Genomic DNA, 26,243 nt, shown 5'->3' with positions numbered 1-26,243 from the left:
TGTCGGTGGCGGGCCGGTCCCCCTGTCGGTGGCCTGTCGGTGGCGGGCCGGTCCCCTGTCGGTGGCCTGTCGGTGGTTTGTCGGTGGGCCCTGACACTGTCGTCCGCATGACACGCATCGACGACAACCCCGTCGGCGGTAACTCCGCCGTGACCGTGCGGGGACTGGTCAAGCACTACGGCGAGACCAAGGCACTGGACGGTGTCGACCTGGACGTGCGCGAGGGCACCGTGATGGGTGTGCTCGGGCCGAACGGCGCCGGCAAGACCACCCTCGTACGGATCCTGTCCACCCTGATCACCCCGGACGCCGGGCAGGCCACGGTGGCCGGCTACGACGTCGTACGGCAGCCCCGGCAGCTGCGCCGGGTGATCGGCCTGACCGGCCAGTACGCCTCCGTGGACGAGAAACTGCCGGGCTGGGAGAACCTGTACCTGATCGGCCGGCTGCTGGACCTGTCCCGCAGGGACGCCCGTACCCGCGCCGACGAACTGCTGGAGCGGTTCTCGCTGACGGAGGCCGCCAGGCGGCCCGCCGGCACCTACTCCGGCGGAATGCGACGGCGGCTCGACCTGGCCGCCTCCATGATCGGCCGGCCCGCGGTGCTCTACCTGGACGAGCCGACGACCGGCCTGGACCCCCGCACCCGCAACGAGGTGTGGGACGAGGTCAAGGCGATGGTCGGCGAAGGCGTCACCGTGCTGCTCACCACCCAGTACATGGAGGAGGCCGAACAGCTCGCCTCCGAGCTGACCGTGGTGGACCGCGGCAAGGTCATCGCCACCGGCGGCATCGAGGAGCTGAAGGCCCGCGTCGGCGGACGCACGCTCCGGGTGCGCCCGGTGGACCCGCTGGAGCTGCGCCCGCTCGCCGGGATGCTGGACGACCTGGGCATCACCGGGCTCGCCGCCACCACCGTGGACACCGAGACCGGGACCCTGCTGGTGCCGATCCTCAGCGACGAGCAGCTGACCGCCGTGGTCGGCGCCGTCACCGCTCGCGGCATCACGATCTCCTCCGTCACCACCGAACTGCCCAGCCTGGACGAGGTGTTCCTGTCGCTCACCGGTCACCGTGCCGGTACCCCGCAGGACGTCACGCCCGCCGACGACCGCCAGGAGGTCGCCGTATGAGTTCCGCCACGCTGTCCCCGGCCGCCACGAAGGCGGACACACCGATCTCGCTGCGGGCCCACCTGCGGCACACCGGTGCGCTGATCCGCCGCAACCTGCTGTGGATCCGGCAGGACCCGGAGTCGATGTTCGACGCCGTCCTGTTCCCGGTCGTCTTCACCCTGCTGTTCGTGTACGTCTTCGGCGGCTCCATCGGGCAGTCGCTGGGCGGCGGCCAGGAGCGCTACGTCCAGTACGTCATCCCCGGGCTCATGGCCATGATGGGCATGAACATGGCCCAGGGAGTGGGCACCGGCTTCAACCAGGACTTCAACTCCGGTGTCATGGACCGCTTCCGCTCGCTGCCCATCGGGCGCGGCTCCGTCCTCTTCGCGAAGATCGCGGTGGAGCTGATGCGGATGCTGTTCGCGACCGCGGTGCTGATGGTGGTCGCCGTCCTCGTGGGCTACGACATCAAGCACTGGAGCGGCCTGCTGGCCTCGGTCGGGCTCTCCGCGGTCTTCGGCTCCGCGCTGATGTGGGTGTTCCTGACCCTCGGCGTGGTGATGAAGAACGCCCAGTCGGTGCAGGCGATGGGCTTCCTGGTCCTGATGCCGCTGCAGTTCGGTTCGTCCATCTTCGCCCCGCCCGCCTCCATGCCGGGCTGGCTGCAGGCCTTCACCGACTACAACCCGCTCTCCACGCTGGCCGACACCGCGCGCGGCCTGATGGAAGGCGGCCCGGTCGCGCACGACCTCTGGGTGACGCTGATCTGGTCGGTGGGTCTGACCGCGGTCATGGCCCCGGTCGCGATCCACAAGTTCCGCACGAAGAGCTGAGGCTCTCCTGCGGTCAGACGAGGGCGGTGGCCTCCGCGAGGGAGAGGCCACCGCCCTCGGCGTACGCGGCCCGGTAAGCCCGGTCGTCGAGGACCTCCCGGACCCGGGCCTCGGTCATGTCGCGCACCCGCCGCTCCACTCCGACGGCGATGTGACCGGCAGGCACGAGGGCGTCCGCGGCGGCCAGGCAGCGGGCGGCGTCGGTGGCGCGGCTGCCGCCGTCGGCACGGGCGAGGGCCATCGCGGCCACGCAGAGGCAGATGGAGTGCAGGTGCGGGGTGATGGCCTCGGTCAGCGGGTCACCGGCGCGCCGCAGCGCCCGGCGCGCCCGGTCCAGCGCCTCCTCGGTCCGCTCCTCCAGCGCGTCCAGCCAGGCCTCCTGGGTCAGGATCATGGCGTCGAAGACGACGAAGTGCGCGATCTTGAACTCCTCGCGCAGCAGGCGGAGCTGCTCGCGGGCCTCGCCGATCCGTCCGACCAGGCCCAGCCAGCAGGCGAGGAAGAGCCGGGCCGCGGGCATCGCCTCGTTCTGGGCGCCGTCCTGGCTCGCTATGACCTCACGCAGCAGCCGCTCACCGCGCTCGGTGTCGCCCGACTCCATGAGCACACTGCCCAGGCGGGAACGGAGCACGGCCACCTGGGCGCGGGCACCGAGGCGTTCGGCGCGGTCGATGGCCGCCTGGTAGTCGGCGACGGCCTGCGGGTAGGCGCCCCTGCGCTCACGGGACTCGCCGCGGGCGGACAGCGCCTCGGCGGTGCCCCAGTCGTCGCCGAGCCGGCGGTAGATCTCCAGCGACTCGTCGGCGTCGCGGGTGGCGTCGCCGGCCCAGGCGCTGCGGTTGGCGAGGAGGTTGGCGCGCCACTGCAGGACGCCGGCCAGCTCCCACTCGTATCCCGGGGTGTCCCGGCAGGTCCGTACGGCGGCGTCGATGATCGTGCGCAGCCGGTCCATGCCCCCGGTCAGCATCACGGCGAAGAACCACAGGAGGCCCGGCGCGCGGCAGGTCTGCGGCAGCCCGGGCTCGTAGACCTGCGTGACGGCGTGCAGCTTGGCCTGTGCCTCGGGGGTCTGCCAGGCCGCCATGTCGGTGTCCATGCAGGCCAGGTGGGCCAGATGGACACCGCGCCGGGCCTCGGCGAGCACCTCTCCGGTGTACGGGGGCGGGGCGTCGGTGCAGCGCTCCCACACGGGCTGGGCGCGGCGGACCGGTTCGGCGAACGGGTCCGGGCCCAGGGCCATGACGTCCCGGCACCAGTTGCGGGTCTCGATGCGCTGGTCGCGCATCTGCCAGAACCAGATCATGGAGAGCACCAGGCACAGGGCCTCCTGCTCGTCGCGCGCGGTGACGGCGTGCCGCAGGGCGGTGCGCAGGTTCTCGTACTCCAGCTGGAACCGTTCGATGGCGGCACGCTGCTCGGGGCCGCGCAGCAACGGGTCGGTGGTGCGGGCGAGTTCCCGGTAGTACGTCAGGTGGGCGCGTTCGGCCTCGGCGCGGCGGCCGGTCTCGGCGAGCCGTTCGGCCGCGTACTCGGCGACGGTCTCCAGCAGCCGGTAGCGCATGCCTCCGTCGGCCGCGGGGGCGGCCACGACCAGGGACTTGTCGACCAGGGAGCCGAGCGCGTCCAGGGCGACCGGCCCGCACACGGCCTCGGCGGCGGCCAGGTCGCAGCCGCCGGCGAAGACCGACAGCCGGGCCAGCACGTCCCGTTCGTCGGCGTCGAGCAGGTCCCAGGACCAGTCCACGACGGCTCTGAGGGTCTGCTGGCGGGGCAGCACGGTCCGGCTGCCGGAGGTGAGCAGCCGGAAGCGGTCGTCCAGCCGGTCGGCTATCTGCCGGGGCGACAGCATCCGCAGCCGGGCCGCGGCCAGCTCGATCGCCAGGGGCAGCCCGTCGAGACGGCGGCAGATCTCGGCGCACGCCTCGGGGTCGTCCCCGGTCCGGAAGCCGGGCCGGGCCGCGGCGCCGCGCTCGGCGAGCAGCCGCAGCGCGACGGGTTCGGGCAGCGGTTCCACCGGCCGCAGCAGCTCCCCCGGCACGCCCAGGGGTTCCCGGCTGGTGGCGAGGACGGTCAGCCCGGGGCACCGGGCCAGCAGTCGCCCGGTCAGCTCGGCCGCGGCGGCGACGACGTGCTCGCAGTTGTCCAGGACGATCAGCATCCGGCGCCGGGCGCAGTGCTCCACGAGCCGCTCGAAGGGGTCGCCGCTCCGGTCGGTGACCGCGCGCATGCTGTCGGCGCCGGCGCCGTGCAGCACGGTCTCGCGGGCGCCGATCGCGGTGAGCACGGCCTGCGGTACGGCGTCCGGGTCGTCCACGGGGGCCAGCTCGGCGAGCCACACCCCGTCCCGGAGGGTGTGCCGTACCGCCTCGGCGGCCTCCTGGGACAGCCGGGTCTTCCCGGCACCGCCGGGCCCGAGCAGGGTGACCAGGCGGGCCGCCGCGAGATCGGCGCCGATGGCCCGGATGTCGGCTTCCCGGCCGACGAAGGAGGTGAGCCGCGCGGGCAGGTTGCCGGGACGGGCCGCGGGTTGCGGGTCGGCCGGCGCCGCGTGCAGCAGCTCGGCGTGCAGGGCGCGCAGTTCGGGGCCGGGGCCGGAGCCGAGCCGGTCGGCGAGCAGGCGTCGTACGTCCTCGTAGCCGGCGAGCGCCTGGGCCGGGCGGCCGGCGTCGCGCAGGGCACGCAGCCGCAGCGCCTGGAGCGGCTCGTCCAGCGGGTGGCCGTCGCACAGGGCGGTCAGCTCGGGCAGCGACTGCTCGGCGCGGCCGAGGGCGAGGGCGGCGGTGTGCCGGGCGCGCAGGGCGTCGAGACGGCGGCTCTCCCAGCGGTTCGCCTCGGCGGTGTGGTCGGGCAGATCGGCGAGCGCCGGACCGCGCCACAGGGCCAGGGCGTCGTCGAGGACGGCGGCGGCCTTCGCCGGGTCGCCGCCGGCGAGGGCGGCGAGGCCGTCGGCGGTGAGCCGGTCGAAGCGGGTGAGGTCGACGTCGTCGGGGCCGGCCGCGAGCCGGTAGCCGCCGTCGGCGGAGGCGACGGCGGCGGCGCCGAGGGTGCGGCGCAGCCGGCCGACGAGCGCCTGCAGCGCGCCGGCGGCGTCGGCGGGCGGCTCGGCACCCCACACCTCGTCCACCAGCACGCCGACCGGTACGGTCCGGCCGGCCCGGAGCGCGAGCACGCTCAGCAGGGTGCGCAGCCGCGCCCCGCCGACCGGGACGGCCGTGCCGTCGGGGCGGATCGCCTGGGTGGTACCGAGGAGCTGATAGCGCACGGGGTCCATTGTCACCGGAGTGGTCAGCGGTGGTCACCGGGCTGCGGTGGCGTGCCGTCCGGGACGTCCAGGGTGACGAGGACGCCGACGGCACGACGGACCCGGTACGGCACCTGCCGGGGCGGCTGTTCCTCGTCCTCGAAGGCGTCGAACCACTTCGGGCAGGCGTCGAGGGGTTCCCGGGCCGTGGCGCCGGGCACGGCCTCCAGGGCCCGCCCGGTCGCGCGCAGGACCAGGGTGCCGGGTGCCGGCCCGGGTTCCGGTTCCACGGCGAGCGGGTCGTGGTGGGCGAGGTACTCCTGGAGCAGCAGGTCGATGGCGTGGACACGGCCGCGGGTCTCGTGGTCGGAGCCGCCGTGGTTCTCCACCCATGCCGTGGCGCCGTGGAACTCGCCCTGCGGTGCCTCCTCGTCGACGGTGACGAGCCGCCAGCCGACCTCGTCCCCGACCGCGAAGGGCGTGCCGCAGCACTCCATCTGCCAGTCCTCGTAGAGCACCGTCATCCGTGGCATGGCCCCTACCTTCCAGGAACCGGGCGGCGGCCGCGAGACGTTTTCCCCGCGGGCCCGCGCCGGGTACGGTCGGGCTTCCGATCGCTCACGCCGACAGGGAGCCCGTCTCATGACCACCGTCACCACCCGCCACGGCGACCGCCGGGTCAGTCCCGTGTTCGTCGGCATCCTGGCCGTGACGGCGGTGACCGGCTGGGCCACCTGGGCCGGGTTCGCCGCGCAGCCGGGCATCGCGGTGTTCCTGTTCGTGACGGCCGCCTGGATCGTCTCGCTGTGCCTGCACGAGTACGCGCACGCGCGCACCGCCCTGCACGGCGGGGACATCACGGTCGGCGCGAAGGGCTACCTCACGCTGAACCCGCTGAAGTACACGCACGCGCTGCTGAGCATCGTGCTCCCGGTGCTGTTCGTGATCATGGGCGGGATCGGTCTGCCCGGCGGCGCGGTGTTCATCGAGCGCAACCGGATCAGGGGGCGCTGGCGGCACAGCCTGATCTCGGCGGCGGGCCCGCTGACGAACGTGCTGTTCGCGGCGGTGTGCACGGCTCCGTTCTGGCTGCACGCGCTGGACGGGGTGCCGGCGGACTTCCGCAACGCGCTGGCGTTCCTGGCGCTGCTGCAGGTGACGGCGGCGATCCTGAACTTCCTGCCGGTGCCGGGCCTGGACGGCTACGGCGTGATCGAGCCCTGGCTTTCGTACTCCGTCAAGCGGCAGGTGGAGCCGTTCGCGCCGTTCGGCCTGCTGTTCGTGTTCGCGCTGCTGTGGCTGCCGTCGGTGAACAGTGCGTTCTTCGACGTGATCGACACGGTCCTCAGGGGCCTCGGCGTCGACGAATTCTCGCAGGCCTGCGGCCATGCGCTCTACCGTTTCTGGGAGGAGACCCCGGAGATCTGCTCGGTCAACCCGTGACGGACCCGCCCCGGTCCGCCGATGCCTGGGCACGCTTGAGGTAGTACCAGGTCATGTTGGACGTCAGGCCCGCCAGCAGCACCCAGACGATCCCCAGCCAGCTCCCCCGGGCGAACGAGACGACCGCGGCGGCCACGGCGAGGAGGCAGACGGTCAGGGCGTAGAGGGCGAGGCGCCGGGCCGGGCTGGGCGGGGGCAGGGGGGACATGACGGAGGGCTCCTGTCGGGGACACTGCTCGGGACTGCTTCGCCGACCAGTGTCCCCCATCGCCCCGCGCGGCTCACACGTCGGTGACGCGGAGCCCGGCGTGCGCCTTGTACCTGCGGTTGACGGAGATCAGGTTCGCGACGAGCGACTCGACCTGGTGGGCGTTGCGCAGCCGGCCCGCGAAGACACCGCGCATGCCGGGGATGCGCCCGGCCAGCGCCTGGACGATCTCCACGTCGGCGCGCTCCTCGCCGAGCACCATCACATCGGTGTCGATCCGCTCGGTCTGCGGGTCCTGGAGCAGGACGGCCGACAGGTGGTGGAAGGCGGCGGCGACCCGGGAGTCCGGCAGCAGGGCGGCGGCCTGCTCGGCGGCGCTGCCCTCCTCCGGCTTGAGCGCGTAGGCGCCCTTCTTGTCGAAGCCGAGCGGGTTGACGCAGTCCACGACGAGCTTTCCGGCCAGCTCCTCGCGCAGCGCCTTCAGGGTGTCGCCGTGGCCGTCCCACGGTACGGCGACGATCACGATGTCGCTGCGGCGCGCGGTCTCGGCGTTGTCGGCGCCCTCGATGCCGTGGCCGAGTTCGTCGGCGGCGGCCCGGGCGCGCTCGGCGGCACGGGAGCCGATGATCACCTTCTGGCCGGCCCGGGCGAGCCGGTAGGCGAGGCCCTTGCCCTGCGGGCCGGTGCCGCCGAGCACGCCGACGACGTGACCGGAGACGTCGGGCAGGTCCCAGGGGTCCTTGGCGGGGGCCTTCTGTGCGCTGTCGGTAGAGGTCATGGCCCGACTCTACGTCCGTGCCGGGGCCGGTACGGGCACCGGCTCAGGTCAGCCGCCGCACCGGCACCCGGCGGAAGGTGATCGTGCTGTAGGCGCTGAAGTCTCCGGTCTCGTAGAGGAGTCCGACGGTGTCGCGGTCGACGCGGACCAGGTCGGAGTAGGCGGCGGGCAGCCCGTCGACGGTGAACGCCGGGCGCCAGGTGGTGCCTCCGTCCGTGGAGGCGCGGATCGTCATCAGGGCGCGGGCGGCGGGGTCGGCCGGTGCCGAGAAGAGGAGCAGGTCGGGGTCGCGGAGCTGGAGCACGGAGGCCTCGCAGACCGGTGCGGTCAGTCCGGCCTGCGGGCGGAAGGGCTTCACGAGGGTCTTCCCGCCGTCCCGGGAGTGGGCGTCGGCGCGGTTGCCCGGCGAGGGCGAGTCGTTGCGGGTGTTGAAGTAGACGCGGCCGTCGAGGAGTTCGGCGGCGGTGGTCTCGTTGACGTTGACGTATCCGTCGGTGTTCTCGTCCAGGTAGCCGAGGTACCAGCTCTCGCCGCGGTCGTCGCTGAGCAGGCAGTGCCCGCTGTTGTACCTGGCTTCGGCGCCGGTGTCGGTGCCGGTGGGCGGGAGGGTGTGGTTGGCCGGGACGAGGACGCGGCCGGAGGTCAGCTGGAGGGCGTGGCCGGGGGTGGTGGCGTACCAGCGCCAGCCGGGCTTCTTCACCTGCCGGGTGATCTCCTTCGGCGGGGACCAGGTGACACCGTCGTCGTCGCTGTGCTGCACCCAGACCCGGCGGCCGTCGGCGTCCTTGATCCGGCCGCGCAGGATGGCGTCCTCGGTGGCGGTGGCGGCGGCGCGGACGTGCACGAGCAGGACGCGGCCGGTGTCGAGGACGACGGGGGCGGGGTTGCCCGCGAGGTTCCTGCCGTTGTTCGCGGCGACCTTCAGCGGCCCCCAGGTACGGCCGCCGTCGGTGGACCGCTTCAGCACGATGTCGATGTGCCCGTGGTCGGCCGCGGACTCGGCACGGCCCTCGCAGAACGCGAGGAGCGTGCCGGCCCGGGTGATGACGACCGCGGGGATGCGGAAGCTGGCGTACCCCTCGTGTCCCGCGCGGAAGGGGACGGTGACGTCGGTCATGGGCGGCTCCTCGCGCGAACGGATGGGCCGGGACCATCCCCAGGTCGGGCGAATTCGGGGTGAACTCCGGGTCACGAGTGGTCTGTTGCGGCAGGATGCGGCCGCATGGACGCCGTACGGGTCGCGTTGCTGCGTGAGGTACTCGCCGGGACCGAGTGGCTGGGGGCCACCCGGAGGTTCGCGGGGGTGCTGCGCGGGTCGGTGGTGGCGCACGGGGGCGGGCTGCTGCTGGTGGGCGCGCCCGGGCACGAGCCCTGGCACCTGGCCGCGCACCTGGTGGACGAGGCGGCCTGGTCGGGCACGCCGGAGCTGGCGCCGACGCTGGTGCGGCAGCGGCCGCGCCCGTCGGATCCCGCGCACCTGGCGGTCGGGCCGGGCCGGCTCGCGGCGGCGCGGCGCGGTGAGACCCTGCTGGTCGTGGCACCCGAGGAGCCCTGGCCGCTGCTGGAACGGGTGCACGAGGCGCGGCGGGCCGGGGTGACAGTGCTGGCGCTGGGGGCGGGCGGGGGCGAGCTGGCCGCCATGGCGCACGACACGCTGGCCGTGCCGGAGGGGGCGGAGCTGGACCTGGACAGCGTGCAGCACCTGGTCAGCGCTGCGGCGGGAGAGAACGGCGGCTCGCCGAGGGGGCGGCGCGGCTTCCGGGACCGTCTGGCGAGGCTGACGGAAGCGCTGACGGCTCCACCGCCGGCCCCTTGGTGACTCGCCCCCGCCCGAGCGGGCACGGGGGCAGGGGCGGAGGCCGGCCGGCGGGCTGTCCCGCGGGGAAGGGGCGGAGGCGGGCCGGGGGGCTTCTCCGCGGGGCGAGGGAACGCGGCGAGTCGGGAGGTCTCCCGCGGGGCAGGGGCGGAGGCCGGCCGGCGGGCTTCCGGTGGGGCAGGGGCGGAGGCCGGCCGGCGGGGCTTCCGGTGGGGCGGGGGAGGCGGCCGGATCGGGGGAAAAGCGGTTGCCCGGTGGGGGCGGGCCGTCGAGCATGCCTCAGTGACCTCCGCCCTCCTGCCCGACCTGACCCCCTGGAAGGCCTCGCGCGACTTCCGCCGGCTCTGGATGTCCGGCCTGATCAGCAACTTCGGCAGTTTCCTGACCGTCGTCGCCCTGCCCGTCCAGCTGAAGGAGCTGACGGAGTCCACCGCGGCCGTCGGCGCGATCGGTGCCGTGGAACTGCTGCCGCTGGTCGTGTGCGGTCTCTACGGCGGCGCCCTCGCCGACGCCCTGGACAAGCGGAAGCTGATCGTGTGGACGGAGGCGGGCCAGGGCCTGCTCAGTGCCGCCCTGCTGGTCGACGCGCTGCTGCCGCATCCCGCGATCTGGCCGCTGTACGCCGTCGCCGCGCTCTCCTCCGCCCTGGTCTCCGTGCAGCGCCCGGCCCTCGACTCGCTGTGGCCGCGGATCGTCGCCCACGACGACATGCCGGCCGCGGCCTCGCTGAACTCCCTGCGCTGGACCGTCGGCGGCGTCGCCGGCCCGGCACTGGCGGGCGTGGTCGTCGCCTACGCCGGCCTCGGCTGGGCCTACGCCGCCGATCTGCTGACCTTCGCGGTGTCGCTGGCGTACATCCTGCGGATCGCCCCCTCCCCCGCCGCCGAGGAAGCCGTGCGGCCGTCGCTCCGGGCCGTCGCGGAGGGCGCCCGGTACGCCTGGAGCCGCAAGGAACTCCTCGGCACCTACGCCGTCGACCTCGCGGCGATGTTCCTGGCCATGCCACTGGCGGTGCTGCCGTTCCTCGCGGACGAGCTGGGCGCCGACTGGGCGCTCGGGCTGATGTACGCGAGCATCCCGGCCGGGTCCCTGCTGGTGACTCTGACCAGCGGCTGGACCTCCCGGGTGCACCGGCACGGGCTGATGGTGGCGCTGTCCGCGGCCGGCTGGGGGCTGGCGGTCGCGGCGGCCGGGGTCTGCGGGAACCTGTGGCTGGTGCTGCTGTTCCTCGCCCTCGGCGGCGCCTTCGACATGGTCAGCGGGATCTTCCGGGCGGCGATGTGGAACCAGACGATCCCGGACGAGCTGCGCGGCAGGCTCGCCGGGATCGAACTGCTGTCCTACTCGGTCGGCCCGCAGCTCGGCCAGGTCTGGGCGGGCGCCCTCGCCGCCTGGGCGGGCGTCCGCGCCTCGGTGTGGTCCGGCGGTCTGGCGTGCGCGGGCGCGGTGGGGCTGCTGGCGCTGTGCCTGCCGGGCCTCATGTCGTACGACGCCCGGACGAACGAACACGCGGTACGGATGCGCGAGCGACGCGCGACCGTCCCGGTGTGACCGGTGCGTTCACCGCTCCTGGGTGTCGCCCTTCGGCGCGTCGTGCCACTTGGGGTCGTTCTCCCACTGGAGGTTGCGCTCGGCGGCGGTCTCCATCGCGTGCCGGGCCTCGTCCGGGGAGGCGTACGGACCGAAGCGGTCCTTGCCCGGGCAGTCCGGGCCCTCCTCGACCTTCTTGTGCTCCAGGCAGTAGTACCACTCGCCCGGCTTGCCGACCGTGCGCTTCTTGAACAGGGCCATGACCAGCTCCTCTCGCCACCGACATGTTCCCCCATGTCCGCTGGTTAGACTCGCTGGTATGTCTGGCCAGTCGCTGCTCGTACCAGGGGAGCTGTCTCCCACCCGTTCGGTCCCCGGAAACATCCGCCGTCCCGAGTACGTCGGCAAGCCCGCGCCGACGCCGTACACCGGCCCGGAGGTGCAGACCGCCGAGACCGTCGAGGCGATGCGGATCGCCGGCCGCATCGCCGCGCGGGCGATGGCGGAGGCCGCGAAGATCATCGCGCCCGGGGTGACCACGGACCAGCTGGACAAGGTCGCCCACGACTACATGTGCGACCACGGGGCCTACCCCTCCACGCTCGGCTACCGCGGCTTCCCGAAGTCCCTGTGCACCTCGGTCAACGAGGTGATCTGCCACGGCATCCCGGACTCGACGGTCCTGAAGGACGGCGACATCGTCAACCTGGACGTCACGGCGTACATCGGCGGGGTGCACGGTGACAACAACGCCACCTACCTGGTCGGTGACGTGGACGAGGAGTCGCGGCTGCTGGTGGAGCGCACCCGCGAGTCCCTCGAGCGCGCGGTCAAGGCCGTCAAGCCCGGCCGGCAGATCAACATCATCGGCCGGGTCATCGAGTCGTACGCCAAGCGCTTCGGCTACGGCGTCGTCCGCGACTTCACCGGTCACGGCATCAACTCGTCGTTCCACTCGGGCCTGATCATCCCGCACTACGACAGCCCGCACGCGACGACGGTCATGCAGCCGGGGATGACGTTCACGATCGAGCCGATGCTGACGCTGGGCACGCACGAGTACGACATGTGGGACGACGGCTGGACGGTCGTGACCAAGGACCGCAAGCGGACGGCCCAGTTCGAGCACACGCTGGTGGTGACGGAGACCGGCGCGGAGATCCTGACCCTGCCGTGACCCGGCCGCCCCGCCGAGCCCGCTCCGGCCTGCCGGGGCGGGTTTCTTCCCGCGCCCCTCGCCCGGCCCCGCGTCGGTGCCGGTGCCGGTGCCGGTGCCGGTGCCGGCCGGATCCCGCCACGGGTCCCGTCCCGCTGTTTTTTTCCGACACCACGTCGGTAAACTTACCGACAGCAGGTCGGCAAACCGAGGAGTGCCCATGGAGCCGTTCTCGACCCTCATCCGCACGGCGTCGCACGAACAGCACGCCGAGGCGGAGGCCTCGGCGTTCATGGGCGACCTGCTCGGCGGCCGGCTCGGCCTGACGGCGTACGCGCGCTACACCGAGCAGCTGTGGTTCGTGTACGAGGCCCTGGAGAGCGCGGTGGAGCGGCTGGCCGCGGACCCGGTGGCGGGGCCGTTCGTCCGGCCGGAGCTGCTGCGGCTGCCCGCGCTGGAGCGGGACCTGGCCCATCTGCGGGGGCCGGACTGGCGGGCGGGCCTGAGCGCGCTGCCGGCGACGCTGACGTACGCGGACCGGGTGCGTAAGTGTGCCGAGCGCTGGCCGGGCGGTTACGTCGCCCATCACTACACGCGGTACCTCGGCGACCTCTCCGGCGGCCAGATCATCCGCGACAGGGCGGAGAAGGCGTGGGGCTTCGCGAAGAAGGGCGACGGCGTCCGCTTCTACGTCTTCGAGGAGATCGCCAACCCGGCGGCGTTCAAGCGGGGTTACCGGGAGCTGCTGGACGCGATGCCCCTGGACGACCTGGGGAGACAGCGGGTCGTGGGCGAGTGCAAGCGGGCGTTCGCGCTGAACACCGACGTCTTCCGGGCCCTGGGTGAGGAGTTCCCGCAGTCGGCGTGAGCCCTGCCGGCCGGGTCCCCCGCCGTGTGCGGGAGGGGGACCCGGGCCGGATCAGCGCAGGTAGTCGCTGCAGTGGGTGCCGGACCAGGTCGCGTGGTTCTCCAGCGTGGTGAGTCCGCCGGAGTAGGGGCTGCAGACCGCCCCGCCGTCGTCATGCACTTCGTAGGTGTAGGCGGCGGCCGACGTGGCGCCGGTGGCAACCAGCGCGGCGGCGAGAGCGGTCGCGGCCAGGACAGATCTGATGCGCATGGTGCTCCTCTCGAGGAGGGGGACTGGTCACGCCCAGAGGTCCCCGCTCACCCTCGCGCGCACACGCGGAACCACCCGAACGGGGGTGCGGGCGGCCACCCGGCCGGGTGCTTCGGTCAGCGCTCCAGGCGCACCCGTCCCCCGACCTCGATCCAGCCGTGCGGCTGAGGGGCCGTCAGGAGCTGCGAACCCCTGCCCTGGATGATGTTCAGCGCCCGGCCCAGCCGGTGGGTGAGGAGCAGCGCCGCCGCGCCCGTCGCCTCGTCCTCCTCGATGCCGTCGTCACGGCCCGGGAAGGCGCGGGCCCGCACCCGCCCGGCCGCCTCGTCCTCCCAGGCCCATGCGTAGATCCACTCGCCCGGACCCGGCACGTCGAGCGCCTCCACCTCGGCGGCGGTGGCGTACTGGCGCAGCACGCGCGGCGGCGCCCACTCGGCGCGGGCCTCGATCCAGCTGAACTCGCCGTCCTGCCGGGCCCCGACGATCCCCGCGGGGGTGACCAGCTCGGGCACGTCGAGCAGCCAGGCCGCGCCGACGCAGGGGTACCCGGCGAAGGGCAGGCGCAGGGTGGGGGTGTAGATGTCGATCACTCCGCGCTCGGGGTCGTCCACGAACACGGTCTCGCTGAAGCCGAGTTTGCGCGCCAGCTCCTGCCGGTCGGCGCGCTCGGGCAGCACCGAGCCCTCACGGACGACGCCCAGCTCGTTGCCGTAGCCGCCGTTCGGCCCGCAGAAGACGCGGAGTACGTCGTAATCAGTCACTTGGGAATTGAAACATCGCGGCCCGGGCCGGCGCGTCCCGGGCGCGGACACCACCGGGCAGTGGCCGGGCGGGGACGTCAGGCGGCTCGTGGGCCGGTTCGGCGACGGCATCACCGCAGCCGCGCTCCACGGCCGCCCGCATGCGCCCGGTCCCCGGGGTGGCGGGGCGGGGCGGCCCGCCAGACGTTCCCCCTTGACCTTTCCTTTACCGTTCCCTGGTGGCTCTTTTGAGCCAGTGAGATCAAGCCGTGCCTGTGAGATCCACGTGAGAGCTGAATCACGACCCGCAGGGGTATGGGTGAGGTAAGCCTCATGTAAGTTAGGGCAGCCTCACCAGACCAGATCCGCTTGGAGCCTGCATGCGAGCCGTCCGACTGACCGTCACCGCCGCCGCCACCGCGGCCGCTCTGACCGCCCTCTCGGCCTGCACCGCGAAGAGCGATGCCAAGGACGGCGACGCCATCCGGGTCACCGCGGCCGACGCCAAGTGCGACACCTCCGCCAAGACCACCCCGGCCGGCCACGTCACCCTGAAGATCGAGAACAAGGGCTCGCAGGCGACCGAGGTCGAGATCCTCTTCCCGGACGACCGGATCGTCTCCGAGAAGGAGAACATCGGCCCGGGGACCAAGTACACCCTCACCGCCGAGGTGAAGGCGGGCTCGTACGAGATCGCCTGCCGGCCCGGCATGAAGGGCCACGGCGTCCGGCAGAAGCTCACCGTGACCGGCGGCGGCAGCGCCGCCAAGCGCGACCCCAGGCTGGACAAGGCCGTCGCCGACTACCGCCAGTACGCCCAGGACCAGGCCGACGAGACGCTGCCGCGTGTCGAGACCTTCGTGAAGGCCGTCAAGGACGGCGACCTCGAGGCCGCCAAGAAGGCCTATGGCATCTCCCGCCTCGGCTGGGAGCGCACCGAGCCGGTCGCCGAGTCCTTCGGCGACATCGACCCCAAGGTCGACGTCCGCGAGGACGGCCTGGAGGACGGCCAGAAGTGGACCGGCTGGCACCGCCTGGAGAAGGCCCTCTGGCAGGACAAGAAGATCGGCGCCGAGGAGAAGACCCTCGCCGACCAGCTGGTGAAGGACCTGAAGGACTGGCAGGGCCGGGTCGGCAAGGCCGAGATCACCCCGACCTCCATGGCCAACGGCGCCAAGGAACTGCTCGACGAGGTCGCCACGGGCAAGGTCACCGGTGAGGAGGACCGCTACGCCCACACCGACCTGGTCGACTTCAAGGGCAACGTCGAGGGCGCCCAGAAGGCGTACGAGCTGCTGAAGCCGGTCGCCGCGAAGAACGACCCGGCGCTGGCCGGGGAACTGGACAAGCAGTTCACGGCGCTGGACGCGCTGCTCGACAAGTACCGCTCGGACAAGGACTCGTACGACTTCGTCTCCTACGACAAGGTCACCAAGGACCAGCGCAAGGAGCTGTCGGACGCGGTGAACGCGCTCGCCGAGCCGCTGTCCAAGCTCGCCGCCGCGGTCGTGAAGTAGCAGGGGGGCAAGGGCGATGACCGAGACCCAGGGAAGCACTCCGTCGCGTCGCGCACTGATCGGCTGGGGCGGTGCCGGGCTCGCGCTCGGGGCCGCCGCGGCCGGCGGGGCCGTGGCGATGGCCAGGACGGGCAACGACGTGGACCCGGTGGCCGCCGAGACGGGCGGCGCGGTGGAGTTCCACGGCGCGCATCAGGCCGGCATCGCCACGCCGGTCCAGGACCGGCTGCACTTCGCCGCGTTCGACGTGAAGACCGAGGACCGCGCCGAGTTCGTCCAGATGCTCAAGGACTGGACCGAGGCGGCCCGCCGGATGACCCAGGGCAAGGCCGTCGGCGAGGGCGCGTACGGCGGGCTCGCCGAGGCCCCGCCGGACGACACCGGTGAGGCGCTCGGCCTCAAGCCGTCCCGGCTGACGCTGACCATCGGGTTCGGGCCGTCGCTCTTCGACAAGTTCGGTCTGCGCGACAAGCGTCCCGAGGCCCTGGTCGACCTGCCCAAGTTCCCCGGCGACAACCTGGACCGGACCCGCACCGGCGGTGACCTGTGCGTCCAGGCCTGCGCCGACGACCCGCAGGTCGCCGTGCACGCCATCCGCAACCTGGCCCGGATCGGCTTCGGCAAGGTCGCCATCCGCTGGTCCCAGCTCGGGTTCGGCAAGACCTCCTCCACCACCCCCGACGCGCAGACGCCGCGCAACCTCATGGGCTTCAAGGACGGCACCCGCAACATCGCGGGTACCGAGACGGACCGGCTGAAGAAGTTCGTGTGGGTCGGCGACGGTGACGGGCAGGACTGGATGACCGGCGGGTCGTACCTCGTCGCCCGGCGCATCCGCATGAACATCGAGACCTGGGACCGCACCTCGCTGCAGGAGCAGGAGGACGTGTTCGGCCGGGACAAGCGCGAGGGCGCCCCGGTCGGCAAGGCCAAGGAGCACGACGCGCCGTTCCTGAAGGCGATGAAGCCGGACGCGCACGTGCGGCTCGCGCACCCCGACTCCAACGACGGGGCCACCATCCTGCGGCGCGGCTACTCCTTCACCGACGGCACCGACGGCCTCGGCCGGCTGGACGCGGGCCTGTTCTTCCTCGCCTACCAGCGGGACGTGCGCAAGGGCTTCATCCCGGTCCAGCGCAGGCTGTCGGCGCAGGACGCGCTCAACGAGTACATCCAGCACGTGGGTTCGGCGGTCTTCGCGGTGCCCCCGGGCGTCCGGGACTCCGGCGACTGGTGGGGTCGCACGCTGTTCTCGAAGGAGGCGTAGCCCGTGTTCTCCAACTATCTGATCGGCCTGCGCGAGGGGCTGGAGGCGTCGCTCGTCGTCTGCATCCTGATCGCCTACCTGGTCAAGACCGGCCGCAGGGACGCCCTGAAGCCGATCTGGGCCGGCATCGGCATCGCGATCGCCATCGCCATGGGCTTCGGCTGCGCCCTGGAGTTCGGCTCCCAGGAGCTGACGTTCCAGGCGCAGGAGGCGCTCGGCGGCTCCCTGTCGATCGTCGCCGTGGGCCTGGTGACCTGGATGGTGTTCTGGATGCGGCGCACCGCCCGGCACCTGAGGTCGGAGCTGCACGGCAAGCTGAACGCCGCCCTCGCCCTGGGCACGGGCGCACTGGTCGCCACCGCCTTCCTCGCGGTCGGCCGGGAGGGCCTGGAGACCGCGCTGTTCGTGTGGGCGTCGGTGCACGCGGCGAGCGACGGCACCCCGCGCCCGCTGGTCGGGGTCGCCCTCGGCCTCGCCACCGCCGTCCTGCTGGGCTGGCTGTTCTACCGCGGCGCCCTGAAGATCAACCTGGCCAAGTTCTTCACCTGGACCGGCGGCATGCTGGTCGTGGTCGCGGCGGGCGTGCTCGCGTACGGCGTCCACGACCTGCAGGAGGCCGACTGGATCCCGGGCATCAACAAGCTGGCCTTCGACATCAGCGGCACCATCCCGCCGGACAGCTGGTACGGCACGCTGCTGAAGGGCGTCTTCAACTTCCAGCCGGACCCGACGGTCGTCCAGATCACGGTGTGGGCGCTGTATCTGGTCCCGGTGCTCGCGCTGTTCCTGTCCCCGGTAGGGTTCGCCTCCGGGAAGGGGAAGGTGAAGGAGCCCGATGACCAGGGAACGCAGCCGTCGACGGCTTCGCAGGCGTGACCGGAACGCACTCATAGCTGCCTCGCTGACCGCTTTGTCGGTGACGGCGAGCGGCTGTGTGGTGGTGCACGGGGAGCGCGAGGTGCTCCCCGCGGCCACCCGTGCCGAGGCCGCCAGGGCGCTGACCGCGTTCACGGACGCGTACAACAAGGCCGACGAGGCCTACGACAGCTCCCTGGACGCGCCGTACGTCACCGGTGCCCTCGCCGACATCGACTCCGCCCGGCTGAAGGCCGGGCGCACCAACAGCCCGTCGGGCAACGCCGACCACACCCCGCTGACGCTGACGGACGTGAAGATCACGATCCCGAAGAAGGCCGGCTGGCCCCGCTGGTTCGTCGCCGACGCCAAGGGGAACAAGGGCGGTGACGCCCGCTGGGTGCTGGTGTTCACCCGCAACGACCTCGGCGAGCGGTGGCAGGTGGCGTATCTGACGCTCATGGCGCCCGGTGCCGTACCGCAGTTCAGGACGGACGAGGACGGCTGGGCCGAGGCGGTACCGGCGGACACCTCCCAGCTCGCGGTCCGTCCGGACGAGCTGAGCAGGACGTACGCGACCTACCTCAAGAGCGGCGGGAAGACGTTCGCGGACGGCCGTGACACCAGCCGGCTGCGCGCGGACCGCAAGAAGGCGGCCGAGAAGCCGGGCCTGGTCCGCCAGTTCATCGACGAGCCGCTCACCGACGGCGACTACGCGCCGCTCGCGCTGCGCACGGCGGACGGCGGGGCGCTCGTGTTCTTCACCACGCACCACTACGAGAAGCGGACCGCCTACACGGGCGGCACCGTGCCGGCCCCGAACAAGGACGTGCAGGCCCTCGTCAAGGGCGAGGTCAAGCAGTCCCTGACGCTGGAGTCGATCGCCAACGAGGCCGTACTGGACCCCGCCGGCAGCGGCGCGGTGCAGGTGCTGGGGCGGGTTCAGGGGCTGACGGCCGCGCAGGGCGAGTGAGCCGCCGGCGGGCCGTCAGTGCCGCAGCGGCCAGGCCGCGCCCTGGTGGCCGGTCTCCGCGCCCGCGTGCCGGGCGCAGGCGTCGGTGAGCGCCTCCAGCAGGGACAGCGGGTCCGGCAGCGGATGCTCCGGGCCGTGCGCCCAGCGGACCTGCCGGTCCTCGTCACCGGGCAGCCGGGCGGGCGGTACCAGGACGTAGGAGCCTCGGCAGTGCCAGCGCAGGCCGGGGTGCTCGTCCATGGTCTCGGGGTGGCAGTCCAGTTCGCAGGGCCACCACTCGTCCTCGTCCTCGGGGGTGCCCCGGGTGAGGGTGAAGAACAGCATGCGGCCGTCGTCGCTCTCGGCGACCGGGCCGACCTCGACGCCGTCGCCCAGCAGCCGTTCCAGCGCCTCACGGCCGGCCGCCAGGGGCACGTCCAGGACGTCGTGCACCATGCCGGTGGCGGTGATGAAGTTGGCCTGCGGCTGGTGCCGGGCCCAGCGCTCGATCTGGGCGCGGTCGGTGGTGGACTGCGTCTGCCAGGCGAACGACACCGGGTGCCGGGCCGGGGTGGGGCAGCCGATGCGGTCACAGGAACAGCGGTAGCCGGGGGCCGGGTACGCGGCGGGGGCGAGCGGCAGACCCGCGCCGGCGGCAGCGAGCAGCAGCGCCTCACGGCCGCCGTCGTCGACGGCGCCGGTCTCCTTCGAGCGGCGTCCGAGCAGCCACTGGGACAGTTTGCCCTGCCGGCCGGACCGGCCGCCGAACGTCGCGCTCATCTATCGCCTCAGTCTGGTGGTCGCCTCGCTGGTGTGCGGACAGCATGCCTTATCGTCCCGTCTTCATGTGCTTCGGGGGTCCGTAGGCCGGTTCCGCCGGACCGGGAGGAGACGAGCCTCACAGCCGCCCGGGCCGGCTTCCCACGGCCGGTCGAGTCGGTACCGCACAGGCGACCGGGACGGGTGCGCGGTGGTCGGACGGGCTACGGGCGGGTGGTCGGGTGGGAGGTCAGCGGGGGGCGATTCCGTGCAGGGCGTAGTCCACGAGGGTGTCCGTGTACGCGTACGAGATCGGCCCGGTCCGTTGCAGCCACCGCTGTGCCAGCGGTGACACGAACAGCTCCAGCGCGATCCGGGGGTCCACGTCGGCGCGTACCGCCCCCGCGTCCTGCGCGGCGCACAGCCGGTCGACGTACAGCTGGAGCTGCGGTTCGAGGAGTTTGCTCACGAACTCGCGGCCGAGCTGCTCGTTGACCAGCCCCTCCGCGGCCAGCGCCCGCGAGGGCGCCTCGAAGCGCGGGTCGAGCAGCTCGTCCACCGTGGCCCGCAGCACCGCCTTCAGGTCGGCGGCGAGGTCGCCGGTGTCCGGGATGGCGTACGGCTCCTGCCCCGCCGCCCGGGCCGCCTGCTCCGCGAGGTCCAGGAACGCCTCCAGCAGGACGTCGGCCTTGGAGGACCACCACCGGTAGATGGTCTGCTTGCCGACCCCGGCGCGGGCGGCGATGGACTCGACGGTGGTCTTCGGGTACCCGACCTCGCCGACCAGGGCGAGGGCGGCGTCGTAGATCGCCCGGCGCGACTTCTCGCTGCGGCGGGTGGCGTCGGGTGCGGGCTTGGTGACCATGGGACCGAAAGTAACAAGCCGCGGGGGCGGGCTACGACGCGGAGCCGTACGGCGGCCAGGCATCGCCCCAGCCGGCGTCCCGGGCCGCCTTGTACAGGTCGCCGTGGCGTTTGGTGACCGTCGTGCGGCGCAGCTGCTCCTCGGCCTCGCACAGGTCGAGGAGCACCTGCCCCTTGCGGATCTGCGGGCGCCGGACCACGCGGGCGGGGGCGGGCTCGGCCGGGAGGCGGGTGGCGGCGACGTAGGAGAACTTCTCGTCCTCGTAGGCCAGCGAGCCGCCCTTCACCTGGCGGTGCAGGGACGACCGGCCGACCCGGGCGGAGAAGTGGCACCAGTCCGTGCCGGGCACGATCGGGCAGGCGGCGCTGTGCGGGCAGGGCGCGGCGACCCGGAAGCCGGCCCGGACGAGCCGGTCGCGGGCCTCGATGACGCGCTCGTACCCGGCCGGGGTGCCGGCTTCGACGATCACGACGGTCTGTGCGGCTGCCGCGGCGGCGTCCACCAGGGCGGTCCGGTCCGCCGGGGAGAGTTCGTTGAGGACGTACGACACCGTGACGAGGTCGGTGGCGTCCAGGGTGAGGTCCGCCCCGATCCGGGCGCGCTGCCAGCGGGCGCCCTGGAGGTCCGGGTTGGCGGCGGCCAGTTCGCGGCCGAGGGCGAGCGCGGGTTCGGCCCAGTCCAGCACGGTGACGCTGCGCCCGCCGGGCCAGGTGGCCGTGACGGCCCAGGTGGCGGCGCCGGTGCCGCCGCCGACGTCGACGTGGCTGCCGGGCGTCCAGTCGGGGACGGCCTCGGTGAACGCCTCCAGTGCGGAGCGGACCGCCTCGAAGGTGGCGGGCATCCGGTAGGCGGCGTAGGCGGCGACGTCGGCGCGGTGGCGGAGGATCGGCGCGGTGGTGGGGGTGTCGCCGCGGTAGTTGGCGATCAGCCGGTCCACTGCCGCGGACACCTCCGTGGGGGGCAGGCCGTCGAGCAGTTCGGCCAGTGCGGTGCGGAGGGGGTCGTTCACCCGGTGATTCTACGGCGCGGCGGGGTTGCCCCCGGGCCCGGTTCGCTCACCTGCCCACCCCGGCTCGGCCGACTGGAGAGGCACCGTCGCAGGCCGGGCCCGAGCCGGGCACGGGCCGGCGGGGCAGGAGGTCAGATCACCGATCGTGCCAGGTGCGTGGCCAGTGCCGCGCGTGGTGCGCTGTTCGGTGGGCGGCGTCTGGGGTGGACCGTGTTGGCCAGCAGGATCAGGAACGTGTCGGTCGCCGGGTCGAGGACCAGGGACGTGCCGGTGAAGCCGGTGTGGCCCGCGGCGCCGCGGCCCGCCAGCTCGCCCATGAACCACGGCTGGTCCAGGGCGAAGCCCAGCCCGGGCGGGGTGAACAGCAGTTCCACGAAGTCGGGGCCGAGGATGCGCGCGGGGCCGTACGAGCCGCCGCACAGGAGGGCCCGGCAGAAGACGGCCAGGTCGGGTGCCGTGGAGAAGAGGCCCGCGTGACCGGCGACCCCGCCGAGCGCCCAGGCGTTCTCGTCGTGGACGACGCCCCGCAGCATGCCCCGGTCCGTCTTGGCCCACGGCCGCCGCTGGTCCTCGGTGGCCGCCGCACCGGGGCAGGGACCGAAGGCGGTGGCGGTCATGCCGAGCGGCCGGGTGATCCCGTCGTGGACGAGGACGTCGAGGGTGCGGCCGGTGACGCGTTCCAGGACCGCCTGCAGCAGGAGCATGTTCAGGTCGGAGTACCGGTAGGTGCCCGGGTCCGCCGTCGGCGCCTCGGCCCGCAGCAGGGCGAGCCGGGCCCTGTCGTCCCGGCAGTCGTACAGCGGGAGTTCGGGGCGCAGGCCGGAGGTGTGCGTGAGCAGCTGGCGCACGGTGACGCCGTAGGCGGCGGCGCCGACGAACTCGGGCAGGTAGTAGCCGACCCGGGCGTCCATGCCGAGGGTGCCGCGCTCGATCTGCTGCACGGCGGCGACGGACGTGAACAGTTTGGTGAGGGAGGCGAGGTCGAAGGGTGTATCGACGGTGGCCGGCACGCGGGCGGCGGGCGGCAGTTCGACGCCGGTGTCGGTCTGCGGGTCGTAGGAGGCGTAGCGCACGGCCCAGCCCGCGGCCTCGGCGACGGCGATCAGGGGGCCGCGGCCGGCCAGCACGACGGCGCCGGCCGCCCAGGGGCGCTCCCCGGCGGTCAGCGCGTGCACCTCGCCGACCAGGTGGCCCAGCTCGACGGGGTCGAGTCCGGCCCGCTCCGGTGTGCCGGCGCGCAGTCTCGGTGCGCTCAGTTGTCCTCTCCCTCCGGCCCCGCAGGTGCCCTCCAGGGACGGCACAGTCCCACGAAGCAGGCCGTCGCGACCAGTGCTCCGGCCAGCTGGACCACTGCCATGGGTACGGCGGTGTCCTCCCCGGCGACGCCGACGAGCGGGGAGACGACCGCGCCGACGAGGAAGGAGGAGGTGCCGAGCAGCGCGGAGGCGGAGCCGGCCGCGTGCCGGGTGCGCAGCAGGGCGAGGGACTGGGCGTTGGGCAGGGTGATGCCCATCGCGGACATGAGGACGAACAGGGCGGCGGCGATCGGGGCCAGGCCGACCTCGCCGAGGACACCCGAGGTCATCAGCAGCAGGGCGGTCGCCGCGAGCACGATCACGCCGAGGCCGGTGCCGAGCACCCGGTCCAGGCGGACCCGTCCCACCAGCACCCGCCCGTTGACCTGCCCGGCGATCATCAGGCCGACCGAGTTCAGGCCGAAGAGCAGGCTGAAGGTCTGCGGGGAGGCGCCGTAGATCTCCTGGACGACGAAGGGGGAGGCGGATATGTAGGCGAACAGGACGGCGAAGGCGAAGCCGCCGGCCAGCACGTAGCCGGTGAAGGGCGGGTCGGCGAGCAGCCCGCGCATCGCGCGCAGGGCCTCCCCCACTCCCCCGCTGTGCCGCTCGGACGGCGGCAGGGTCTCGGGCAGCCGCAGCCAGACCAGGGCGGCGAGGACGGCACCGACCGCGGTGAGGACGAGGAACACGCCCTGCCAGTCCGTCACCCGGAGGATCTGCCCGCCGACCAGGGGCGCCACGATCGGGGCGAGCCCGGAGATCAGCATCAGGGTGGAGAAGTAGCGGGCCATGGCCACGCCGTCGTACAGGTCGCGTACGACGGCCCGTGCGATCACGATCCCGGCGGCGCCCGCGAGGCCCTGGGCCAGGCGGAAGGCGACCAGGGCCTCGACGTTCGGCGCCACCGCGCACAGGGCGGTGGCGAGGACGTAGACGGCGAGGCCGGCCAGCAGCGGCCGGCGGCGGCCCCATCGGTCGCTCATCGGGCCGACCACCAGCTGTCCGAGTGCCATGCCGAGCAGGCACGCGGTGAGGCTGAGCTGGACGGTGGCGGCGGGGGCGTGCAGCGAGCGGGTGACCTCCGGCAGGGCCGGGAGGTACATGTCCATCGCGAGCGGGGGTGTGGCGGTGAGGCCGCCCAGGACGAAGGTGACGAGCAGGCCGGTGCGGCGGGTGGCGGCGGCCGGCGGCCCGGCGGGGCCGGAGCGCTGGTGCGCCTCCGGTGCCGTCGCGTGCTCGGTCATGTGTCCCTCCCTCTCGTACCGGACCGGGCACCTATGCTCTCAGCTCGCACAGACTGCCGAGGCACAGGTGAGCGAGTTCGGCCGCGGTCGGGTGACCGTACGACGGACTAACCGTATGGCGGACAATCGATTCCACATCGCGGACCTTCTGCCTACGCTGCGGAGCATGACTGAGACGCAAGCGAAGATCGCGGTGGTGACGGGCGCCGGCTCCGGCATCGGGCGGGCCGTCGCCGTGGAGCTGCTGCGCTCCGGCTGGTCGGTGGCGCTGGCCGGCCGGCGCATCGAGACGCTGGAGCAGACGGCGGCACTGGCACCGGAGGGCGCCTCCCTCGCCGTGCGCACCGACGTGTCCCGTCCCGAGGACGTGGAGGCGCTGTTCGCGGCGGCCACGGAACGGTTCGGCCGGGTGGACCTGCTGTTCAACAACGCGGGGACCTTCGGCCCGGGCGGGGTGCCGGTCGAGGCGCTGCCCTACGATGCCTGGCGGCACGTGGTGGACACCAACCTCAACGGGGCGTTCCTGTGCGCGCAGGCGGCCTACCGGCGGATGAAGGAGCAGGACCCGCAGGGCGGCCGGATCATCAACAACGGCTCCGTCTCGGCCCATACGCCCCGCCCGCACTCGGTCGCCTACACCGCGACCAAGCACGCCCTGACCGGCCTGACCAAGTCGCTGTCGCTGGACGGGCGGCCGTACCGCATCGCGGTCGGGCAGATCGACATCGGCAACGCGGCGACCGACATGACGGCCCGGATGGAGACCGGCGCGCTCCAGGCGAACGGGGAAGTAACCCCGGAACCGGTGATGGACGTGGCCGATGTGGCGCGAACCGTACGGCACATGGCGGAACTGCCACTGGAGGCGAACGTGCAGTTCGCGACGGTGCTGGCGACCACGATGCCGTTCATCGGGCGGGGCTGAGCCCGGCTCCGCGCCCGGCACAAGCGGAATTTCAACATCCGCGGTATTGCGGCCGGTCGCGGACATGTGCTCCACTTTTCTCCACCAGAACTTCACAGTTGACGCACGGAAGTTCCGTAGCCACTCCGAGGGGGGAGGCGGCGGCCGTTCCACCGGACCGGAGTTTTGGGGGTGGACCTCGCGGCACCGCGGGGTACGCACCGGATCGGTGGAACGGCCGCCGCACGACGCCGCACGGCCAGCGTGACGGCCCGTGTGACGGATCGCACGGCACCGGTCCCACGTACGGCCGGCCCAACCTCTGCGTCCGCGCCCCGAGTTCCGCTACCCGCGCTCGTCCCCCGAGCCCTGCACACCGCGCCCGGCCTCGGCACCCCGTTCCGCGCGCCCGGCCCCGGCACTGCGTCCCCCGCGCTCCGCCCGGGCCGCCGTCTGCGCCCTGCGCCGGTGGACGGTCCAGGCCCCGGCCCCCAGTACCGCGAGCGCCGCCGCCGCACTCCCCGCCGTCCGCCACGCCGAGCCGCCCCCGTCGGCCGCGCCCGGTGCGCCGGCCGCCGCCTGCACGGCCCGGTGCGCGGGCGCCGGGCTCGCGCTCGCGCCGCCCTCACTGCGCGGCTCGGCCAGTGTGCCCACGGCCCGGGCCGAACTCCCCTGCCCGAAGCCCCAGTCGAGCAGCGCGGCGGTCTCCTCGTAGACCGCGTTGCCGCCGGAGTCCGGATGCATCACGGTGACCAGCAGGGTGCGCCCGCCCCGGGTAGCCGCGCCGGTGAAGGTGTTGCCGGCGTGGCTGGTGTAGCCGTTCTTGACGCCGATGAGACCCTCGTACGTCTTCAGGCCCCACGCCCCGGTGAGCAGACGGTCGGTGTTCTGGATCTGGAAGGTCTTCTTGCCGCCCGCCGGGAAGTCGGCCGTCCGCGTGCCGCAGTAGCCGCGGAAGTCACCGTCCTTGAGACCGTGGCGGGCGAAGAGCGTCAGGTCGTACGCCGACGAGATCTGTCCCTTGTGGTCGAAGCCGTCGGGGCTGACCACATGGGTGTCCAGGGCCTGCAGGTCCTCGGCCCGGGCCTGCATCTCGGCGACCGTCTTCGCGATGCCGCCGTTCATGTGGGAGAGCACGTGCACGGCGTCGTTGCCGGAGCGCAGGAAGACGCCCTGCCACAACTGCTCGACGGTGTAGGTGATACCGGGCTTGATGCCGACGAGGCTGGAGCCGGACGGGACGTCGGCGAGGTCGGCGTCGGTGACCCGGTACCGCCGGGTGCGGTCGAACTTCTTCAGCACGGTGTCCGCGAACAGCATCTTCAGCGTCGACGCGGGCGCGAGCCGCCGGTGCGCGCCGAAGGAGGCGAGCACCTCCCCGCTCGCGCAGTCGGCGACCAGCCACGAGCGGGCGGTGAGTTTCTTCGGCAGTCCGGAGGCACCGCGCACCTGGACTCCGGCGCGGGCCAGACGCTCACCGCCGATCACGGTGGCCGCGGCGGCACCGGTCGCCGTGGAGAGGGGCAGGGCGGCGGCCGTCAGCCCGAGAACGGCACGCCGGCTGAGCCGGGAACATTCACGCACTCGGGGACC

At 73.1% G+C, this 26,243-nt stretch carries 26 protein-coding genes; 12 read left to right on the top strand and 14 right to left on the bottom strand.

Annotation, left to right across the window (positions count from 1 at the left end; all coding sequences use genetic code 11):
• Positions 1 to 107: 107 nt before the first annotated feature.
• Together JK359_RS03610 and JK359_RS03605 are read left to right on the top strand one after the other, a co-directional pair.
• Positions 108 to 1,133, top strand: a complete 1,026-nt coding sequence (locus JK359_RS03610) for an ATP-binding cassette domain-containing protein (protein ID WP_201831449.1) — start codon at positions 108 to 110, stop codon at positions 1,131 to 1,133.
• A complete protein-coding gene (locus tag JK359_RS03605) occupies positions 1,130 to 1,951 on the top strand; it encodes an ABC transporter permease (protein ID WP_201831445.1) in 822 nt (273 codons plus the stop codon). The genes JK359_RS03610 and JK359_RS03605 overlap by 4 nt, the downstream gene beginning before the upstream one ends.
• A 13-nt stretch (positions 1,952 to 1,964) precedes the next feature.
• On the opposite strand, the gene JK359_RS03600 is transcribed toward JK359_RS03605, so the two are convergent.
• Both JK359_RS03600 and JK359_RS03595 read right to left on the bottom strand, forming a co-directional pair.
• Positions 1,965 to 5,222 (bottom strand): AfsR/SARP family transcriptional regulator, encoded by a 3,258-nt coding sequence (locus JK359_RS03600; RefSeq protein ID WP_201831443.1) that lies wholly within the window; start codon positions 5,220 to 5,222, stop codon positions 1,965 to 1,967.
• Between the two features lie 14 nt (positions 5,223 to 5,236).
• The gene (locus JK359_RS03595) at positions 5,237 to 5,725 is read right to left on the bottom strand and encodes a DUF6578 domain-containing protein (protein WP_201831435.1); all 489 of its coding nucleotides are present in this window, start codon (positions 5,723 to 5,725) and stop codon (positions 5,237 to 5,239) included.
• A 109-nt stretch (positions 5,726 to 5,834) separates the two neighbouring features.
• On the opposite strand from JK359_RS03595, the gene JK359_RS03590 reads away from it, so the two are divergent.
• Positions 5,835 to 6,635, top strand: a complete 801-nt coding sequence (locus JK359_RS03590; RefSeq protein WP_201831434.1) for a site-2 protease family protein — start codon at positions 5,835 to 5,837, stop codon at positions 6,633 to 6,635.
• Here the strand turns inward: JK359_RS03590 and JK359_RS03585 are convergent.
• Genes JK359_RS03585 through JK359_RS03575 form a run of 3 tightly spaced genes read right to left on the bottom strand, consistent with a single transcriptional unit; the run spans position 6,625 to position 8,738 of the window.
• Entirely contained in the window at positions 6,625 to 6,903 is a 279-nt protein-coding gene (locus JK359_RS03585; RefSeq protein ID WP_236677141.1) for a hypothetical protein, read from the bottom strand. The genes JK359_RS03590 and JK359_RS03585 overlap by 11 nt on opposite strands.
• A 13-nt stretch (positions 6,904 to 6,916) precedes the next feature.
• Complete coding sequence (gene npdG, locus JK359_RS03580; protein ID WP_201831432.1) at positions 6,917 to 7,621, bottom strand: NADPH-dependent F420 reductase; 705 nt, start codon at positions 7,619 to 7,621, stop codon at positions 6,917 to 6,919.
• Positions 7,622 to 7,664: 43 nt separating this feature from the next.
• Positions 7,665 to 8,738: a sialidase family protein gene (locus JK359_RS03575; RefSeq protein ID WP_201831431.1), complete on the bottom strand. Its 1,074-nt coding sequence runs from the start codon at positions 8,736 to 8,738 to the stop codon at positions 7,665 to 7,667.
• 105 nt (positions 8,739 to 8,843) lie between these two features.
• On the opposite strand from JK359_RS03575, the gene JK359_RS03570 reads away from it, so the two are divergent.
• Complete coding sequence (locus JK359_RS03570) at positions 8,844 to 9,440, top strand: hypothetical protein (RefSeq protein ID WP_201831430.1); 597 nt, start codon at positions 8,844 to 8,846, stop codon at positions 9,438 to 9,440.
• Between the two features lie 279 nt (positions 9,441 to 9,719).
• Positions 9,720 to 10,988: an MFS transporter gene (locus tag JK359_RS03565; protein WP_201831429.1), complete on the top strand. Its 1,269-nt coding sequence runs from the start codon at positions 9,720 to 9,722 to the stop codon at positions 10,986 to 10,988.
• A gap of 9 nt (positions 10,989 to 10,997) precedes the next feature.
• Here JK359_RS03565 and JK359_RS03560 read toward each other — a convergent pair whose 3' ends face one another.
• Positions 10,998 to 11,228 (bottom strand): hypothetical protein, encoded by a 231-nt coding sequence (locus JK359_RS03560; RefSeq protein WP_201831427.1) that lies wholly within the window; start codon positions 11,226 to 11,228, stop codon positions 10,998 to 11,000.
• Positions 11,229 to 11,286: 58 nt separating this feature from the next.
• Between JK359_RS03560 and map the strand changes: the two genes are divergently transcribed.
• Together map and JK359_RS03550 are read left to right on the top strand one after the other, a co-directional pair.
• Positions 11,287 to 12,144: a type I methionyl aminopeptidase gene (map, locus tag JK359_RS03555; RefSeq protein WP_201831426.1), complete on the top strand. Its 858-nt coding sequence runs from the start codon at positions 11,287 to 11,289 to the stop codon at positions 12,142 to 12,144.
• Positions 12,145 to 12,343: 199 nt separating this feature from the next.
• Complete coding sequence (locus tag JK359_RS03550) at positions 12,344 to 12,991, top strand: biliverdin-producing heme oxygenase (RefSeq protein WP_201831424.1); 648 nt, start codon at positions 12,344 to 12,346, stop codon at positions 12,989 to 12,991.
• A gap of 51 nt (positions 12,992 to 13,042) precedes the next feature.
• On the opposite strand, the gene JK359_RS03545 is transcribed toward JK359_RS03550, so the two are convergent.
• The gene (locus tag JK359_RS03545; protein WP_201831422.1) at positions 13,043 to 13,240 is read right to left on the bottom strand and encodes a hypothetical protein; all 198 of its coding nucleotides are present in this window, start codon (positions 13,238 to 13,240) and stop codon (positions 13,043 to 13,045) included.
• A 116-nt stretch (positions 13,241 to 13,356) separates the two neighbouring features.
• Positions 13,357 to 14,001, bottom strand: coding sequence for a PhzF family phenazine biosynthesis protein (locus JK359_RS03540; RefSeq protein ID WP_201831420.1), 645 nt, complete (start codon positions 13,999 to 14,001; stop codon positions 13,357 to 13,359).
• Between the two features lie 359 nt (positions 14,002 to 14,360).
• On the opposite strand from JK359_RS03540, the gene efeO reads away from it, so the two are divergent.
• Genes efeO through JK359_RS03520 form a run of 4 tightly spaced genes read left to right on the top strand, consistent with a single transcriptional unit; the run spans position 14,361 to position 18,592 of the window.
• Positions 14,361 to 15,497 carry an iron uptake system protein EfeO gene (gene efeO, locus JK359_RS03535; protein ID WP_201831418.1) on the top strand — a complete coding sequence of 379 codons (1,137 nt, stop codon included), beginning with the start codon at positions 14,361 to 14,363 and terminating at the stop codon, positions 15,495 to 15,497.
• A 16-nt stretch (positions 15,498 to 15,513) separates the two neighbouring features.
• Positions 15,514 to 16,764, top strand: a complete 1,251-nt coding sequence (gene efeB / locus JK359_RS03530; protein ID WP_201831416.1) for an iron uptake transporter deferrochelatase/peroxidase subunit — start codon at positions 15,514 to 15,516, stop codon at positions 16,762 to 16,764.
• Positions 16,765 to 16,767: 3 nt separating this feature from the next.
• Positions 16,768 to 17,640 carry an iron uptake transporter permease EfeU gene (gene efeU, locus JK359_RS03525; RefSeq protein ID WP_201831414.1) on the top strand — a complete coding sequence of 291 codons (873 nt, stop codon included), beginning with the start codon at positions 16,768 to 16,770 and terminating at the stop codon, positions 17,638 to 17,640.
• Entirely contained in the window at positions 17,600 to 18,592 is a 993-nt protein-coding gene (locus tag JK359_RS03520) for an SCO2278 family lipoprotein (RefSeq protein WP_201831412.1), read from the top strand. Before efeU ends, JK359_RS03520 begins: the two co-directional genes overlap by 41 nt.
• A gap of 15 nt (positions 18,593 to 18,607) precedes the next feature.
• On the opposite strand, the gene JK359_RS03515 is transcribed toward JK359_RS03520, so the two are convergent.
• From JK359_RS03515 to JK359_RS03495, 5 genes are all read right to left on the bottom strand, one after another.
• Positions 18,608 to 19,351: a bifunctional DNA primase/polymerase gene (locus JK359_RS03515; RefSeq protein WP_201831410.1), complete on the bottom strand. Its 744-nt coding sequence runs from the start codon at positions 19,349 to 19,351 to the stop codon at positions 18,608 to 18,610.
• 229 nt (positions 19,352 to 19,580) lie between these two features.
• Positions 19,581 to 20,195, bottom strand: a complete 615-nt coding sequence (locus JK359_RS03510) for a TetR/AcrR family transcriptional regulator (RefSeq protein WP_201831408.1) — start codon at positions 20,193 to 20,195, stop codon at positions 19,581 to 19,583.
• A 31-nt stretch (positions 20,196 to 20,226) separates the two neighbouring features.
• Positions 20,227 to 21,204, bottom strand: coding sequence for a small ribosomal subunit Rsm22 family protein (locus JK359_RS03505; protein WP_201831407.1), 978 nt, complete (start codon positions 21,202 to 21,204; stop codon positions 20,227 to 20,229).
• 131 nt (positions 21,205 to 21,335) lie between these two features.
• Complete coding sequence (locus tag JK359_RS03500) at positions 21,336 to 22,505, bottom strand: serine hydrolase domain-containing protein (protein ID WP_201831406.1); 1,170 nt, start codon at positions 22,503 to 22,505, stop codon at positions 21,336 to 21,338.
• Entirely contained in the window at positions 22,457 to 23,746 is a 1,290-nt protein-coding gene (locus tag JK359_RS03495; RefSeq protein WP_201831405.1) for a multidrug effflux MFS transporter, read from the bottom strand. Before JK359_RS03495 ends, JK359_RS03500 begins: the two co-directional genes overlap by 49 nt.
• A gap of 166 nt (positions 23,747 to 23,912) precedes the next feature.
• Here JK359_RS03495 and JK359_RS03490 point away from each other — a divergent pair, with 166 nt between their 5' ends.
• The gene (locus tag JK359_RS03490; RefSeq protein WP_201831404.1) at positions 23,913 to 24,671 is read left to right on the top strand and encodes an SDR family oxidoreductase; all 759 of its coding nucleotides are present in this window, start codon (positions 23,913 to 23,915) and stop codon (positions 24,669 to 24,671) included.
• 324 nt (positions 24,672 to 24,995) lie between these two features.
• Here the strand turns inward: JK359_RS03490 and JK359_RS03485 are convergent, their stop codons facing one another.
• Positions 24,996 to 26,234 carry a D-alanyl-D-alanine carboxypeptidase family protein gene (locus tag JK359_RS03485; RefSeq protein ID WP_201831403.1) on the bottom strand — a complete coding sequence of 413 codons (1,239 nt, stop codon included), beginning with the start codon at positions 26,232 to 26,234 and terminating at the stop codon, positions 24,996 to 24,998.
• Positions 26,235 to 26,243: the final 9 nt, after the last annotated feature.

This window comes from Streptomyces actinomycinicus, assembly GCF_016741775.1.
GTDB classification, from domain to species: Bacteria; Actinomycetota; Actinomycetes; order Streptomycetales; family Streptomycetaceae; genus Streptomyces; species Streptomyces actinomycinicus.
Note: the sequence above shows the minus strand (reverse complement) of the source record. Positions and strands in the feature narration are given on the sequence as shown.

What these genes read in the sequence shown, in the direction of transcription:
- npdG (WP_201831432.1), bottom strand. Translation starts at nt 7,621, where the DNA reads ATGACCTCTACCGACAGCGCACAGAAGGCCCCCGCCAAGGACCCCTGG.
- map (WP_201831426.1), top strand. Translation starts at nt 11,287, where the DNA reads ATGTCTGGCCAGTCGCTGCTCGTACCAGGGGAGCTGTCTCCCACCCGT.
- JK359_RS03595 (WP_201831435.1), bottom strand. Translation starts at nt 5,725, where the DNA reads ATGCCACGGATGACGGTGCTCTACGAGGACTGGCAGATGGAGTGCTGC.
- JK359_RS03590 (WP_201831434.1), top strand. Translation starts at nt 5,835, where the DNA reads ATGACCACCGTCACCACCCGCCACGGCGACCGCCGGGTCAGTCCCGTG.
- JK359_RS03510 (WP_201831408.1), bottom strand. Translation starts at nt 20,195, where the DNA reads ATGGTCACCAAGCCCGCACCCGACGCCACCCGCCGCAGCGAGAAGTCG.
- JK359_RS03560 (WP_201831427.1), bottom strand. Translation starts at nt 11,228, where the DNA reads ATGGCCCTGTTCAAGAAGCGCACGGTCGGCAAGCCGGGCGAGTGGTAC.
- JK359_RS03610 (WP_201831449.1), top strand. Translation starts at nt 108, where the DNA reads ATGACACGCATCGACGACAACCCCGTCGGCGGTAACTCCGCCGTGACC.
- efeB (WP_201831416.1), top strand. Translation starts at nt 15,514, where the DNA reads ATGACCGAGACCCAGGGAAGCACTCCGTCGCGTCGCGCACTGATCGGC.
- JK359_RS03575 (WP_201831431.1), bottom strand. Translation starts at nt 8,738, where the DNA reads ATGACCGACGTCACCGTCCCCTTCCGCGCGGGACACGAGGGGTACGCC.
- JK359_RS03520 (WP_201831412.1), top strand. Translation starts at nt 17,600, where the DNA reads ATGACCAGGGAACGCAGCCGTCGACGGCTTCGCAGGCGTGACCGGAAC.
- JK359_RS03585 (WP_236677141.1), bottom strand. Translation starts at nt 6,903, where the DNA reads ATGGGGGACACTGGTCGGCGAAGCAGTCCCGAGCAGTGTCCCCGACAG.
- efeO (WP_201831418.1), top strand. Translation starts at nt 14,361, where the DNA reads ATGCGAGCCGTCCGACTGACCGTCACCGCCGCCGCCACCGCGGCCGCT.
- JK359_RS03605 (WP_201831445.1), top strand. Translation starts at nt 1,130, where the DNA reads ATGAGTTCCGCCACGCTGTCCCCGGCCGCCACGAAGGCGGACACACCG.
- JK359_RS03545 (WP_201831422.1), bottom strand. Translation starts at nt 13,240, where the DNA reads ATGCGCATCAGATCTGTCCTGGCCGCGACCGCTCTCGCCGCCGCGCTG.
- JK359_RS03600 (WP_201831443.1), bottom strand. Translation starts at nt 5,222, where the DNA reads ATGGACCCCGTGCGCTATCAGCTCCTCGGTACCACCCAGGCGATCCGC.
- JK359_RS03570 (WP_201831430.1), top strand. Translation starts at nt 8,844, where the DNA reads ATGGACGCCGTACGGGTCGCGTTGCTGCGTGAGGTACTCGCCGGGACC.
- JK359_RS03495 (WP_201831405.1), bottom strand. Translation starts at nt 23,746, where the DNA reads ATGACCGAGCACGCGACGGCACCGGAGGCGCACCAGCGCTCCGGCCCC.
- JK359_RS03550 (WP_201831424.1), top strand. Translation starts at nt 12,344, where the DNA reads ATGGAGCCGTTCTCGACCCTCATCCGCACGGCGTCGCACGAACAGCAC.
- JK359_RS03515 (WP_201831410.1), bottom strand. Translation starts at nt 19,351, where the DNA reads ATGAGCGCGACGTTCGGCGGCCGGTCCGGCCGGCAGGGCAAACTGTCC.
- JK359_RS03490 (WP_201831404.1), top strand. Translation starts at nt 23,913, where the DNA reads ATGACTGAGACGCAAGCGAAGATCGCGGTGGTGACGGGCGCCGGCTCC.